Below are 12,989 nucleotides of genomic sequence, written 5' to 3'. Positions count from 1 at the left end.
CGGACCTGCCCTTTTCTTTTGCCGCCACATGGTGTTTTGCTGCTGCAAACGCAGAATGAGGGACCCATGTCGCTGCAAGAAATCACCGATCGAATAGCCAAAGCTGAATCTGCGGCAGGACGCGCCGAAGGCTCGGTGCAATTAATCGCAGTTTCCAAGGTGCAACCTAACGACCGGGTCGAAGCCGTATTGAAGCAGGGCCACCGGTGTTTCGGAGAAAACCGTGTGCAGGAAGCCGCTGGCAAATGGCCTGCATTTCGCGAGAGTTTTCCGGACATCGATCTGCATCTGATCGGTCCATTGCAAACAAACAAGGCACGGCAGGCGATTGATCTTTGCAATGCCATCCATTCAGTTGATCGACCAAAGCTCGCCAAAACATTGGCGCGATTGGCACAAGAAATGGGTAAGTGCTCCGATCTTTTTATACAGATCAACACAGGCGAAGAGGATCAGAAGGCCGGTACTCTTCCACACGATGCTGATGCGTTCATTGCAGAATGCCGCGGCATGGACCTGCCCGTCCGAGGTTTGATGTGCATTCCACCGGTTGAAGAGGAGCCCGCGCTGCACTTCGCGCTATTAGCAAAAATCGCAGAGCGGAATGGGCTGGAGGGTTTGTCGATGGGAATGAGCAGTGATTTTGAATCGGCAATCGCCTTGGGTGCCACACACGTCCGTATTGGGTCTGCCATATTCGGGGCGCGGGTTAAGCCTCAGGGATGATCAGCCGTGTGCCCGGCGTGATTTTTTGGGCAATCCAACGTAGGTGGTCGCGCCTGAATGCGATGCAGCCTTCGGTCGGAAACCGTGGGCGTCGCCATTGATGCAGGAAGATGGCCGATCCCCGGCTGGGTTCTGAATTGGGATAGTTCCAATCGGTTATCAAGATCAGGTCATAAAGCGGATCTGGGCGACGCAGTTTTTCGTGACTGAAATCATGAGGCGCCCGCACCAAATGGTTATACGCATCGTCCTCTACGTCGTCTGACCATAAATCGCGCGGTCCGATCGGTCGTGCCCAATGCGCCGGCCTTGGCATTCGGTCTGCGCGATAGAGCATACCCACAATGTGATGCACACCTGTTGGTGTTGTTCCGTCACCTTCCTGCTTGGTTGGGCTCAAGCCCCCTTTGCCTATAGCGCAGGGGAACAGCTGCCCGAGAAACCGAATGCCACGTGGTGTAAGAACCAGATCGCTTGGTGTCACAGCAGGTGGCCTGACTTTGCCGCTTTGGTCGCCAGATACGCGCGGTTGAAATCTGTTTCACCTACTTTCAACGGAACACGTTCGGTGACGGCGATACCTGTGCGTTCCATCATCGCGATTTTTGCAGGGTTGTTGGTCAGTAGACGGACCGAATTGAAGCCCAGCGATTTCAGGATATCCGAGCCGAGCCTGAAATCCCGTTCATCGTCTTCGAATCCAAGCCGGTGATTGGCCTCGACTGTGTCAAATCCCTGATCCTGAAGAAAATAGGCGCGCATTTTGTTGGCGAGCCCGATCCCACGTCCTTCCTGATTCAGATAGAGCAGGACACCCGCACCCTCGTCCCCCATCTGGGCCAAGGCCCCGCGCAGTTGCGGGCCACAGTCACATTTCAGGCTGCCCATGAGATCGCCAGTGAAACAGGCCGAATGCAGCCGCGCGAGGACGGGCTTGTCGCGGTCGGGGCGACCGATTTCAACCGCATAGTGTTCCTCTCCACCATCTTCGGGGCGGAATACATGCAGGCGCCCGGCCTCCGACACTTCCATCGGCAGGCGTGCGGCGACGACAGGGTGCAGAGCACTGCGATCTGTCAGATGTGGCGCGGCCCGGGCATGGTCAATGCAGGTCAGACCATGATCTGCCGCAAATTCGCGCCCGTCTTGAATAGGGGCGACGACGGCGGCCGGAAGCAAGTGCGCCGACTTGGCCAACGCAATAGCGATCCGGTGCAGATTTGCGCTGCCTTGCCGTTCGGTCATCAGCGGGCCCTTCATCGGGGCGTTCAGATCATCGGACGGGTCGGCCACCGCCTGCACCCAGCTCAGCCCAGCATCCGCCGGGATCATGACGCGAGCAAGATCGCCGTCATATGCACGCGCTTTAAGTGTTTCAGCGCGCCGAACCGTTATGGCGACAACGGGATCCCCGCCCAAGCCGCGCAAATCGGCCAACCTTTGCGGGCTCAGGGTCTCGGTGGCGAATGCGAGTACTCCAAATCCCAGTTCGTCGGTCAGAACAACGGGAACACCCATACGCAGGTCAGCCCGCGCCCGTGCCAGCAATTCGGTGATGTCGGGAGTGAGACTCATGCAGTTTACCTTGAAACGATCAGACCCTGTCCTACCCCGATCACTGGAAAATGTGAAACATTTCCTCGGCGTCAGACACGAGGGCGTGAGACGACTGCAGTAAATCTTGCTGATTGCATTCTTCATACGCAAGTGATGGAAAAGGCTTAGGAGGACCGTACATGGCTCAGCTCAAGAAAATCCTGCTGGTGGATGACGACGAAGACCTGCGCGAAGCGCTCAGCGAGCAACTTGTCATGACCGAAGACTTTGACGTGTTCGAGGCGTCCGATGGCGCGTCGGCAATGGAACGCGCGCGCGAAGCAATATACGATCTGGTGATTCTGGATGTCGGCCTGCCGGATACCGATGGCCGTGAGCTGTGTCGCCTGATGCGCAAGCAGGGCGTCAAAAGCCCGGTGCTGATGCTGACCGGGCACGACAGCGACGCTGACACGATCCTGGGTCTTGATGCTGGCGCAAACGATTATGTCAGCAAGCCTTTCAAATTTCCGGTTCTTCTGGCCCGGATTCGGGCCCAACTGCGCCAGCATGAACAATCCGAGGATGCGGTCTTTGTTCTGGGGCCCTACACCTTCAAACCGGCCATGAAGATGCTGATGACTGAAGATGATCGCAAGATCCGTCTGACCGAGAAAGAGACCAACATTCTCAAGTTCCTCTATCGATCAACTGACGGCGTCGTTGCACGTGATGTTCTTTTGCATGAGGTCTGGGGTTACAACGCAGGCGTTACAACGCACACGCTTGAAACCCATATCTATCGTCTGCGTCAGAAGATTGAACCCGACCCGTCGAATGCGCGCCTTTTGGTCACAGAATCGGGCGGATATCGCCTTGTTGCTTGACTAATGGTGGATTGACTTGGATCAAAGTGATACTCTTTAGGTATCTTTAGATTACTCCCAACCCGCGCATGTCCGGGTTATGACATGCACCTCCCTGTTGGACTGCCGGGCCTGATGGCCCGGCTTTTTTTGTAGGGTGCAACTGTATCGTGCAGGGCGATATCGGCACCGGGCATCCGATTTCATTCAATGAAATCGGACCGGAAACTTTGCAAGTTTCCGTCACCGCCGGGTCAGGCAACATTGCTTTGTTTTTCGATGGCACCTCGCTTGGCGCCGCGCTAACCTGCGGCAACTTCGACAAAGGAACCCCCGGATATGCCCTTCACCCTTGCCACATGGAACATCAATTCGGTCCGCCTGCGCGAGCCTATCGTTCTGAAATTGCTGCAGGAAGAGGCACCGGATGTGCTGTGTCTACAGGAATGCAAATCGCCGGTCGACAAAATCCCGACCGAAGGGTTCGCCGAGCTGGGCTATACGCATATGATTGCGCGGGGCCAGAAGGGGTATAACGGCGTCGCCATACTGTCGCGCCTTCCGCTTGAGGAAGTAGGGGATAAGGATTTCGCGGGTCTGGGTCATGCGCGACACATTGCGGGGCGGTTGGAGAATGGCGTGACCATTCATAATTTCTATGTCCCCGCTGGGGGCGACGTGCCGGATCGCGAAGTGAACGAGAAGTTTGGCCAAAAGCTGGATTACCTCGCTGACATGCGCGATTGGTTCCATGCGGAAAAGCCGAAAAAGTCCATTCTGGTGGGCGATCTGAATATTGCGCCCCGCGAAGATGATGTCTGGTCGCACAAGCAGTTGCTGAAGGTGGTTTCACATACGCCGATCGAAGTTGAAACGCTGGCCGAAACGCAGGATGCGGGTGGCTGGGTTGATATAACCCGGCAGGATATCCCGGGTGGTCAACTTTATAGCTGGTGGTCTTATCGGGCACGAGATTGGGATGCCGCCGACAAGGGACGCAGGCTGGATCATGTCTGGGCTACGCCCGATATCTCGAACGCGGGTCATTCCAGTCGCATTCTGCGCGACGCGCGCGGATGGGATAAACCCAGTGATCACGCCCCGGTATTTGCCACGTTTGACGTCTGACCGAAGCAAATTCGCCGAACTCTCCCCTTGGTTTCTGCCGCATTGGACTGCATATAGGGCGCAAGTTCGAACCAGAGAGTATAAGCCATGGACCTTCTGAACGGCGCAGGCAGCCCCCAAGCCACTGATCTGATTAAAGACGGGACCGAGGCCACCTTCATGGCCGATGTGGTCGAAGCCTCACAAGAGACGCCGATCATCGTTGACTTCTGGGCGCCTTGGTGCGGCCCCTGCAAAACGCTGGGCCCGGCGTTGGAAGAGGCCGTGACCGCTGCCAAGGGTGCGGTCAAGATGGTCAAGATCAACGTGGACGAAGCGCAGATGATTGCAGGACAACTGCGCATCCAGTCGATTCCGATGGTCTATGCATTTCACAAAGGCCAACCGATCGACGGGTTTCAGGGCGCTTTGCCAGGGTCCGAGATCAAGGCCTTCATAGATCGTGTGATCGAAGCCGCAGGCGGTGAAAGCCCGGGTGGTCAACTAGATGATGCTGTGCAAGCTGCCGAAGAAATGTTGACCGAGGGGGCCGCTGTAGACGCGGCACAGACTTTTGCCGCCATACTGGGTGAAGACCCCAATCACGCTGCCGCTTATGGCGGGTTGGTGCGCGCGCATATTGCATCGGGGGATCTGGATCAGGCTGAGGCGATCCTCAATGGTGCGCCTGCCGAGATTTCCACCTCGCCCGAGGTCGAAGCTGCGCATGCGCAGCTGGAATTGGCCAAACAGGCTGCAGATGCGGGTCCGGTGGGTGAGTTGACCGCAGCGGTTGAAGCCGAGCCTGATAACCATCAGGCGCGGTTTGATCTGGCGCAGGCTCTACATGCCAATGGCGATGTGGAAGAGGCAGTGGCTCAACTGTTGGAATTGTTCCGCCGCGATCGCGAGTGGAATGATGGGGCAGCAAAGGCGCAGCTCTTCACAATTTTCGATGCGCTCAAGCCCAATGACCCGATTGTTCTGAACGGGCGGCGCAAGCTCAGCTCGATGATATTTGCCTAATCCCCGATCAGAACTAAACTCGGGTACATGATGCATCCTGCCGATTTGCCGGAAACGGTATCCGTTTTCCCTTTGCCCGGAGCGCTGCTGCTGCCACGGTCTCGCCTGCCGCTGCATATTTTTGAGCCGCGCTACCTACAGATGCTGGACGACGCGCTGAAAACGCAAGAACGCCTGATCGGGATGGTGCAACCGAATACCTGTCAGGGCGACGAAACCAAGCTGCACCAGATCGGCTGCGCTGGACGGGTCACCCAGTTTTCCGAGACCGAAGATGGCAGGTATCTGATTACGCTGACGGGAATCTCGCGGTTCAGGGTCAAATCAGAGTTGGACAGTTTCACCCCGTATCGCCGGGTTTCGGTGTCTTGGGACGGGTTTGACCGTGATCTGGGCAAGGCCGAGGTAGATGACGGTTTTGATCGGAACAGGTTCCTGCGGCTGTTGGAACGATTTTTTTCGTCCCGTCAGTTGTCCACCGATTGGGACACAATGAAAGATGCCGATGATGAGCTTTTGGTCAATTCCTTGTCCATGATGCTGGAATTTGACCCCGAGGAAAAGCAGGCTTTGCTTGAGGCCCCTTGCTTACGCACCCGGCGCGAGACCTTGGTGACATTGATTGAATTCGCCATGCGCGGCGGATCGAATGAGGAAAAACTGCAATGAGCGATACCGAACACGCCTTTGACCGCCATATGCTTGAGGCGTTGATTTGTCCGCAGACCCACACGACGCTGCACTATGATGCCGAACGGCAAGAGCTGGTGTCAAAAGCCGCCGCTCTGGCCTTTCCAATCCGCAACGGTATTCCAGTGATGCTAGTGGATGAGGCCCGAGAGCTGGACTAGATCGGGTGTCCCTGCAGCAGTTTCGGCAGATCTCCGGTCAGACCTGCAGCCTCGCGCACGAAACCTCGGCGCAGCCCGGGCAGCGATCCGACGATACCCATTCCAATATCCCGACCTATGCGGAGCAGGGGATTATCGTTCGAAAACAGCTTGTTGAACACATCAGTCGCCATCGCAAGCGAGGCTGTGTCGAACCGGCGCCACTCTTGATAGCGCTCCAGCACAAGCGTTGATCCGATATCCTCGCCACGTCGTCCCGCAAGGGTCAGAACCTCGGCCAATGCACCGACATCACGCAGACCCGCGTTCAGGCCTTGCCCGGCGATGGGGTGCATGCCATGGGCGGCGTCTCCGACCAAAGCCAACCGGTCCGAGATGAAGGAATTGGCGATGGTCAGGTTCAACGGGTATGTGAACCGGTCACCCTGCAGGCGGATATCCCCCAGGAAATCGCCAAAGCGCGGGCGCAGAACTTGTAGGTAAACTGCCTCGGGCAGCGCATTGATCTGCGCGGACGTCTCAGTGCGTTCGCTCCAGACGATGGAACTGCGGTTCCCGGTCAGCGGCAGAATCGCCAACGGGCCGGGGGGCATGAAGAACTGATGGGCGATACCGTGATGCGGTAGCTCGTGTTCAATGGCGCAGACCAGAGCGGTCTGGCCATAGTCCCAGCCGGTTCGCTTGATTCCGGCGCGCATAGTGGTCCCGCTGCGGCGGCCATCGCAACCCACCAGAAGGCTGCCGGACAAGGTGGACCCGTCATCCAGCGTCAGCGTTGCCCCGTTTGCCGAGATGTCCTGAGACACGACCGTTTTTCCGCTGATTTCGGTAACCCCGTCTTGTTCGGTCATGGCCTCCAGAAAAGCCCGCCGCAGGTGGCGATCTTCAACCATATAGCCCATCGGGCCTTCTTCGATCTCGGCATGATCAAAATGCATGAAGAATGGGGAAGGTCCGGCACCGGCATGGCCATCCGTTACCTTGATCTCCAGCATCGGCTGGGCGTGCTCTTCCACCTTTTCCCAAACGCCTATCGCGTCGAGCAGACGTTGCGACGCCAATGCAAGCGCATAGGCGCGCCCGTCGAAGGCCGCATTCTTGCGCACTTTCTCTGCCAGAGCGTCAACAACCGTGACTGAATGCCCGGTCTGCGCCAGCGCCAGCGCAAGGGCAGGGCCGTTCAGGCCACCACCAACGATCAGGATATCGGATCTGTGTTCCATGTGCTGCAATATGCGCGCCCTTTCGGGATTGTCCATGTGCGGTCCTGTCGCTACCGTCCGATCACGGAATTACTCGGGAGGGGACCGGATGCAAGACTGGCTGACCATGACGGCATGTGATTTGGGCCGTGGTATCGGAATGGGGCAGATCGATCCGGTTGAACTGACAGAAACTTATCTGAGCGCGATTGACGCCCATCCACATCGCGATCGGATCTATGCCCGGGTGACCCACGATCGCGCCCGCGCCGAGGCCCTTGCGGCGCAAGAGCGGGCAAAGCTTGGCCTGCGTCGGTCTTTGTTGGATGGCGTCCCGATCAGCTGGAAAGACCTGTTTGACACGGCAGGCGTAGGGACCGAGGCCGGTTCAGCCCTGTTGGAAGGCCGCGTGCCCGAATCCGATGCGCAGGTGGTGCGGAACGCGACCGCGATGGGTACGGTCTGTCTGGGTAAAACGCATATGAGCGAATTGGCGTTCTCGGGTTTGGGTCTAAACCCTGTGACGGCTACGCCTCCATGCGTGAATGACGAAGACGCAGTGCCGGGCGGCTCATCTTCAGGTGCAGGAGCTTCGGTGGCTTGGGGGCTTGCTGCAGGCGGCGTTGGCTCGGACACGGGTGGATCGGTGCGGATTCCCTCGGCCTGGAACGATCTGGTGGGGCTGAAAACCACGGCGGGGCGCGTTAGCCTTGAGGGCGTCGTGCCGCTGTGTCTGAAATTCGATACCGTTGGGCCGCTGGCGCGATCAGTTGAGGACGCCGCACATATGCTTGCCGCGCTTGAGGGCACCGCCCCGGCTGATCTGCGCGGGGCGTCATTGATCGGTCGCCGCTTTGCTGATTTACAGAACGTCGCCAAGGACGATCTGCGCGAAGCTCCAGCCAACGCCTATGATGATGCGCTGGCGCGCCTGAAAGAGGCCGGGGCCGAGATCGTTCCGCTTGACGTGCCTGAGCTGAACGAAGCGATGAGCCTGTCGGGCGTGCTTTATACAACCGAAGCCTACGGCTTGTGGCGTGATGTGATCGAAGCGAACCCCGAGGCGATGTATCCCGAAATCCTTGAACGGTTCCGAATGGGCAAGGCCTATTCCGGCCCCGATTACGTGGCTGCTTGGTCGAAACTAACCGCTTGTCGACAGGCTTGGGATGCGGCCACTGCGGGCTTTGACGCCGTGCTTGCGCCGACGGCCCCGATCCTACCGCCCAATCTCGACCGGTTGATGAATGATCATGACTACTATGTTACCGAAAATCTCTTGGCTCTCCGCAACACCCGGATCGGCAATCTGATGGGGCTTGCGGCACTGACTTTGCCCACGGGAACACCCGGTTGCGGGCTGATGATGTTGGGCTATCCGGGGTCGGAAGAGGCCTTGTTACGGCTCGGCTCAGCAGCCGAAAGCGCTTTGACCTGAATGCCACAATCCCCTGATTCGGCACCTCTTTGTCTGGACGAAGCCCGGGTCGATCTGTAATCTGCCATAAAACGGGGCGCAAAATGACCCCGAAATTGAGGCAGTATCATGAATTTCCCCGAGCGGTTTTCGAACCTACCGGAATACGCGTTTCCGCGTCTACGCGCCCTGTTGGATCATCATCAGCCGGGTGGTGAAGTCGTTCACATGACCATTGGCGAGCCCAAGCATGATTTCCCATCTTGGGTGACCGACGTGATCATGGAAAACGCCGCCGGGTTTCAGGGCTATCCCCCGAACGAAGGCTCACCTGAATTGCGCGCAGCGATCACGGGTTGGATCAACCGCCGCTATGGTGTGTCGGTGGATGCAGATGCCAATGTGATGGCACTGAACGGTACGCGCGAGGGTCTTTATAACGCTGCAATGGCGCTCTGCCCTGAGCAGAAAAATGGGCAGCAACCGATCATTCTGTGCCCGAACCCCTTCTATCAGGTCTACATGGTTGCCTCGATTTCGGTCGGTGCGCAGCCATATTTCGTGCCGGCAACCGCTGCCACTGGCCATTTGCCAGACTATGCAGGCCTGCCCGAAGAGGTTCTGAACCGTACTTCTGTAGCCTATATCTGCTCGCCCGCGAACCCTCAGGGGGCGGTCGCCTCGCGCGATTACTGGGTTGAGCTGATTCAATTGGCTGAAAAGTACGATTTCCGCATCTTTGCCGATGAATGCTATTCCGAAATCTACCGCGACGCCGCGCCGGTTGGCGCGCTGACCGTTGCGCAGGAACTGGGTGCTGACCCCGAACGTGTCACGCTGTTCAACTCTCTGTCCAAGCGGTCGAACTTGGCCGGGCTGCGGTCGGGGCTGATCGCAGGTGGACCTGAAACAATCAGCCGTGTCAAACTGTTGCGCAGCTATGCGGGTGCCCCTTTGCCCGCCCCGCTGCAGGCCGCCGCCGCCAAGGTTTGGGCGGATGAAGCGCATGTGCAGGAAAACCGCGCGCTGTATCAGGAGAAATACGCCGTCGCGGATGAGGTTTTCGCAGGCGTACAGGGCTACATGCCGCCCGAGGCCGGGTTCTTCCTGTGGCTACCCGTCGAAAACGGCGAAGAAACCGCATTGAAGCTTTGGCAGGAAACCGGCGTACGGGTTCTGCCGGGTGCATATCTTTCTCAAGGTGATCCGGGGCAAAACCCGGGCGAGCAATTTATCCGGGTCGCGATGGTGGCCCCAAAAACAGAGATGAAGCGCGGGCTGATTACACTCCGCGACTGCATCTATTCGTGAGGTACGAGGGCAAAATGGCATCATATAACGCGCGAAACCGTGACCCGCTGCTGGACAGCAACACGCAAGCCGCCATTGAACGGCGTAGCAAAGAACTGATCGGGATCGCTTTGATCCTGTTGGGGTTGGCCGCTGCAGCGATGATCTGGTCCTATACGCCCGATGATCCAAACTGGATGGTTTCGACCGATGCGCCCGTGCAAAACTGGATGGGGCGCATTGGGGCCTCGATTGCCGCGCCGTTATTTATGATCGTGGGTTGGGGCAGCTTGGGTGTCGCCTTGGTGCTGATCACTTGGGGCGTTCGATTTGCAGGTCATTTAGGTGAAGACCGTGCCATTGCCCGCCTGATTTTTGCGCCGATCTGGATCGCCGTTCTGGCTGTCTATGCAGCGACTCTGGTACCGGGTGCCGAATGGCGGGCGACGCACAGCTATGGCTTGGGCGGTCTATTCGGCGATACAGTGATGGGCGCGATTTTGACGTTGTTGCCGATCTCATCGCATTTCCTGGTCAAGCTGATGTCGCTGGCGATGGCGGTCGGTATGCTGGCTCTGGGTGTATTTGTGTTGGGTTTCGGCAAAGCGGACGTTCGCAATGGCTTCCGGGCGTTTCTGTTGGGACTGGTCATGGCCTATGATCTGTTGATGAACGCGCTGGGACGCGGGGCATCGGCGACAGCGCGGGCAGCACGGGACCGGAAGGCCCAATGGGCCGAGCGCAAGGCCGAACGTGCAGTTCCGGTTCAGGCGGATTTTGACGACGACCTGGCCTACGCTGATCCGGTCTTTGAAGACCCTGAGATTGAAGCGCAGGAACCTGTCGCCAAGACAGGCCTTCTGGCTCGGATGCCTTCCCTGATCCGTCGTCCTGACCCAATGCCCGAGCCTGAGTTGGTCGAAAACGTTGCGGTCGAAGGGTATTACGACATGCCGGGTGAGGATCGCATCCGGTCCAAGATTTCCGCCGCTGTGCGCAATCGTAAAGTGGCCGCTGGTGTGCTAACGCCCGAACCCGATCCCAACTTGCCATTGACCAAAGGGCGGGGCAGGGGACCGGACCCGTTGATTTTGAACTCTGGCGCGGCAGACGAGTTGCCGCCCGAACCCCCGATGACCTCTGCAGGTTTGCCACCCGAACCACCGCTGACAGCAGGATCTGATGTTGAGACGCTGGCGGCTGACTCCGAGGCTGATAATTGGATGCAGCAGGACTATGTTTCCGAACCGGACTATGATGATGAGGCCGTGTTTGATGATGCCTCCGAACCCGCGCTCCAACCGCGACAGGCTGTCAAGATTCCCGTTGCTGAGCCGCGTAAACCTGTAGTAGCTCAACCGGTCCGACGCACTCCTCCGCCTTCGCGCAGGGCGCAAGCCGAAGCACAGCCGACACTTTCTTTCGAGGAACGGCATTCCGATTTCGAACTGCCACCGCTGGGCCTTCTGTCCAACCCTGCAAGCATCCAACGCCATCACCTAAGCGATGAGGCGCTCGAGGAAAATGCGCGGATGCTGGAAAACGTGCTGGATGACTACGGCGTCAAGGGTGAGATCGTCAGCGTCCGCCCCGGTCCGGTTGTGACCATGTACGAACTGGAGCCTGCACCGGGTTTAAAAGCCAGCCGTGTGATCGGTTTGGCCGACGATATCGCGCGCTCAATGTCGGCTTTGTCCGCGCGGGTTTCAACTCTGCCGGGGCGCTCGGTTATTGGCATTGAACTGCCCAATGAAAACCGTGAGATGGTGGTGCTGCGCGAAATCCTCGCCAGTCGCGATTTCGGCGATGGTAACCATGCGCTGCCCTTGGCGTTGGGCAAGGATATCGGCGGTGAGTCCGTGGTGGCGAACTTGGCAAAAATGCCTCACCTATTGATCGCAGGTACGACCGGTTCCGGTAAGTCGGTGGCAATCAATACGATGATCCTGTCGCTGCTTTATAAGCTAACGCCGGATGAGTGCCGCCTGATCATGATCGACCCCAAGATGCTGGAACTGTCGGTCTATGACGGTATCCCGCACCTGCTCTCGCCCGTTGTGACCGACCCGAAAAAGGCGGTTGTGGCCCTGAAATGGGTCGTGGGCGAGATGGAGGATCGCTATCGCAAAATGTCCAAAATGGGCGTGCGCAATATCGCGGGCTACAATGGCCGCGTGAAGGATGCGCTGTCCAAGGGCGAGATGTTCAGCCGCACGGTCCAGACCGGCTTTGACGATGAAACCGGCGAGCCAATGTTCGAGACCGAAGAATTCGCGCCCGAAGCAATGCCTTATATCGTTGTGATCGTCGACGAGATGGCCGACCTGATGATGGTCGCGGGCAAGGAGATCGAGGCCTGCATTCAACGTCTGGCGCAGATGGCGCGGGCTTCGGGCATTCACCTGATCATGGCCACTCAGCGCCCTTCTGTTGACGTGATCACCGGGACGATCAAGGCGAACTTCCCAACGCGGATTTCGTTCCAAGTGACCTCGAAAGTCGACAGCCGCACGATCCTGGGCGAGATGGGTGCCGAGCAACTGCTTGGGCAGGGCGACATGCTGTATATGGCGGGCGGGGCGAAGATCACCCGCTGTCACGGTCCGTTTGTCTCGGATGAAGAGGTTGAAGAAATCGTCAACCACCTGAAACAGTTCGGTCCGCCGGCCTACATGAGCGGCGTGGTCGATGGCCCGGCTGAGGAAAAGGCTGACAATATCGACGCTGTTCTGGGCCTGAACACGGGTGGCAACACGAACGGAGAAGACGCCCTTTACGACCAGGCAGTGGCGATTGTGATCAAAGATCGCAAATGCTCGACGTCCTACATTCAGCGAAAACTTGCCATTGGCTACAACAAAGCTGCGCGGCTTGTTGAGCAGATGGAGGACGAAGGCGTTGTTTCCGGGGCAAATCACGTTGGAAAACGCGAAATCCTCGTCCCCGAGCAGTAAGATATTTAATAACA

12 protein-coding genes are annotated in these 12,989 nt (G+C 58.0%); 9 read left to right on the top strand and 3 right to left on the bottom strand.

Annotated elements, in window-relative coordinates:
- Window positions 1–66 precede the first annotated feature (66 nt).
- Window positions 67–726, top strand: a complete 660-nt coding sequence (locus tag ACR0AW_RS08215; RefSeq protein WP_170732531.1) for a YggS family pyridoxal phosphate-dependent enzyme — start codon at window positions 67–69, stop codon at window positions 724–726.
- On the opposite strand, the gene ACR0AW_RS08210 is transcribed toward ACR0AW_RS08215, so the two are convergent.
- Entirely contained in the window at window positions 710–1,210 is a 501-nt protein-coding gene (locus ACR0AW_RS08210) for a L,D-transpeptidase family protein (RefSeq protein WP_170398875.1), read from the bottom strand. The two genes, ACR0AW_RS08215 and ACR0AW_RS08210, sit on opposite strands and share 17 nt — an antisense overlap.
- Complete coding sequence (ribA, locus tag ACR0AW_RS08205) at window positions 1,207–2,301, bottom strand: GTP cyclohydrolase II (RefSeq protein ID WP_170425856.1); 1,095 nt, start codon at window positions 2,299–2,301, stop codon at window positions 1,207–1,209. The genes ACR0AW_RS08210 and ribA overlap by 4 nt, the downstream gene beginning before the upstream one ends.
- A gap of 161 nt (window positions 2,302–2,462) precedes the next feature.
- On the opposite strand from ribA, the gene ACR0AW_RS08200 reads away from it, so the two are divergent.
- From ACR0AW_RS08200 to ACR0AW_RS08180, 5 genes are all read left to right on the top strand, one after another.
- Window positions 2,463–3,149 carry a response regulator transcription factor gene (locus tag ACR0AW_RS08200; RefSeq protein WP_170398869.1) on the top strand — a complete coding sequence of 229 codons (687 nt, stop codon included), beginning with the start codon at window positions 2,463–2,465 and terminating at the stop codon, window positions 3,147–3,149.
- 318 nt (window positions 3,150–3,467) lie between these two features.
- Entirely contained in the window at window positions 3,468–4,256 is a 789-nt protein-coding gene (locus ACR0AW_RS08195) for an exodeoxyribonuclease III (protein ID WP_170732529.1), read from the top strand.
- Window positions 4,257–4,343: 87 nt separating this feature from the next.
- Window positions 4,344–5,261, top strand: a complete 918-nt coding sequence (locus ACR0AW_RS08190) for a thioredoxin family protein (protein ID WP_170732527.1) — start codon at window positions 4,344–4,346, stop codon at window positions 5,259–5,261.
- Window positions 5,262–5,288: 27 nt separating this feature from the next.
- Window positions 5,289–5,930 (top strand): LON peptidase substrate-binding domain-containing protein, encoded by a 642-nt coding sequence (locus tag ACR0AW_RS08185; protein ID WP_170398861.1) that lies wholly within the window; start codon window positions 5,289–5,291, stop codon window positions 5,928–5,930.
- Entirely contained in the window at window positions 5,927–6,112 is a 186-nt protein-coding gene (locus ACR0AW_RS08180; protein WP_170398842.1) for a Trm112 family protein, read from the top strand. Before ACR0AW_RS08185 ends, ACR0AW_RS08180 begins: the two co-directional genes overlap by 4 nt.
- Here the strand turns inward: ACR0AW_RS08180 and ACR0AW_RS08175 are convergent.
- Window positions 6,109–7,335 carry an FAD-dependent monooxygenase gene (locus tag ACR0AW_RS08175; RefSeq protein ID WP_170732525.1) on the bottom strand — a complete coding sequence of 409 codons (1,227 nt, stop codon included), beginning with the start codon at window positions 7,333–7,335 and terminating at the stop codon, window positions 6,109–6,111. The two genes, ACR0AW_RS08180 and ACR0AW_RS08175, sit on opposite strands and share 4 nt — an antisense overlap.
- A gap of 88 nt (window positions 7,336–7,423) precedes the next feature.
- Between ACR0AW_RS08175 and ACR0AW_RS08170 the strand changes: the two genes are divergently transcribed.
- The 3 genes from ACR0AW_RS08170 (at window position 7,424) to ACR0AW_RS08160 (ending at window position 12,975) form a co-directional block, all read left to right on the top strand.
- Window positions 7,424–8,752, top strand: a complete 1,329-nt coding sequence (locus ACR0AW_RS08170) for an amidase family protein (protein ID WP_170732523.1) — start codon at window positions 7,424–7,426, stop codon at window positions 8,750–8,752.
- Between the two features lie 108 nt (window positions 8,753–8,860).
- A complete protein-coding gene (locus tag ACR0AW_RS08165) occupies window positions 8,861–10,042 on the top strand; it encodes an aminotransferase class I/II-fold pyridoxal phosphate-dependent enzyme (RefSeq protein ID WP_170732521.1) in 1,182 nt (393 codons plus the stop codon).
- 14 nt (window positions 10,043–10,056) lie between these two features.
- Window positions 10,057–12,975: a DNA translocase FtsK gene (locus ACR0AW_RS08160; RefSeq protein WP_170508888.1), complete on the top strand. Its 2,919-nt coding sequence runs from the start codon at window positions 10,057–10,059 to the stop codon at window positions 12,973–12,975.
- Window positions 12,976–12,989: the final 14 nt, after the last annotated feature.

The organism is Ruegeria sp. C5 (genome assembly GCF_056537605.1).
Note: the sequence above shows the minus strand (reverse complement) of the source record. Positions and strands in the feature narration are given on the sequence as shown.